An 824-nucleotide genomic window follows, 5' to 3' on the forward strand; every position below is an offset into this window, starting at 1 on the left:
TTTATAAACCAAGCCTATGAAAAAATTATTAGCAAACTTAATAATAATCAATCTAGTAGTATGGATAATATTACCAGTCAAGTTATCAATAAGTTTGGAAATAATTTATCACAAGACACGTTAAGTAAAGACCATTATTTAGTAGGTCTTTATTACTCTTCTTTGAAAAAAATACCAGTACCAAAATATTTAACTGGTATTAGCAACGATTTCAGTTCAAGTAGTACTAGTACCGTACAAGCAAATAGCTATAATAGTAGTAGCCAATCTTATAGAGAATCCGTGTCTATGTATAGTTTGCTAAACAGACGTTATATCTTTGAACTTGGTTCTACTCACGACAATCTGAAAATGAAGAAATCATTATACAAACAGATAGCTCATATGATAATAAGCCTATTTACTTAATTGTAAAAGTCAAAGTAATATCTAATTCAACTTCACAAGCTACTAAAAAAGTTAGTATCCAGTACAACAGTTATTCTTCAACTAACAGGACTATATTTAGACTTGCTTCCGTACACGGTGGTACATTATTTGAAAATAATATTTTAGAAGGTTGGTACATGCAAAAAAACGTGGGGGGTAATCCTTTGCTTCTTAAGTTATAATTTTTTTTTGCTATATTTATATTTTTGCTATATATTTAACTATACCATTTATTATAAAAAGCGAGGTTAAAGGATTATGCAAAGTCTGAGTGCTTTATCTGAACTTTTACTTAATATTGACGGCACTAAACTTATTATTATTGCTCTTCTCATTTTAGGTATGGGTTCTCTATTTGTTTTTCTTCTTAAACCAGTAACTAAAGACATTATCAA

The 824-nt window shown here is 28.6% G+C and carries 2 protein-coding genes; both read left to right on the forward strand.

What is annotated here, in order from left to right:
- On the forward strand, positions 1-408 hold a 408-nt coding region (locus U881_RS13465; protein ID WP_024652974.1), incomplete at its 5' end, for a DUF685 domain-containing protein.
- Positions 408-611 (forward strand): hypothetical protein, encoded by a 204-nt coding sequence (locus tag U881_RS13470; RefSeq protein WP_268744140.1) that lies wholly within the window; start codon positions 408-410, stop codon positions 609-611. The genes U881_RS13465 and U881_RS13470, both read left to right, overlap by 1 nt.
- Positions 612-824 lie beyond the last annotated feature (213 nt).

Origin of the sequence: Borrelia persica No12 (assembly GCF_000500045.1) — a bacterium.
In the GTDB taxonomy this organism is placed as follows: domain Bacteria; phylum Spirochaetota; class Spirochaetia; order Borreliales; family Borreliaceae; genus Borrelia; species Borrelia persica.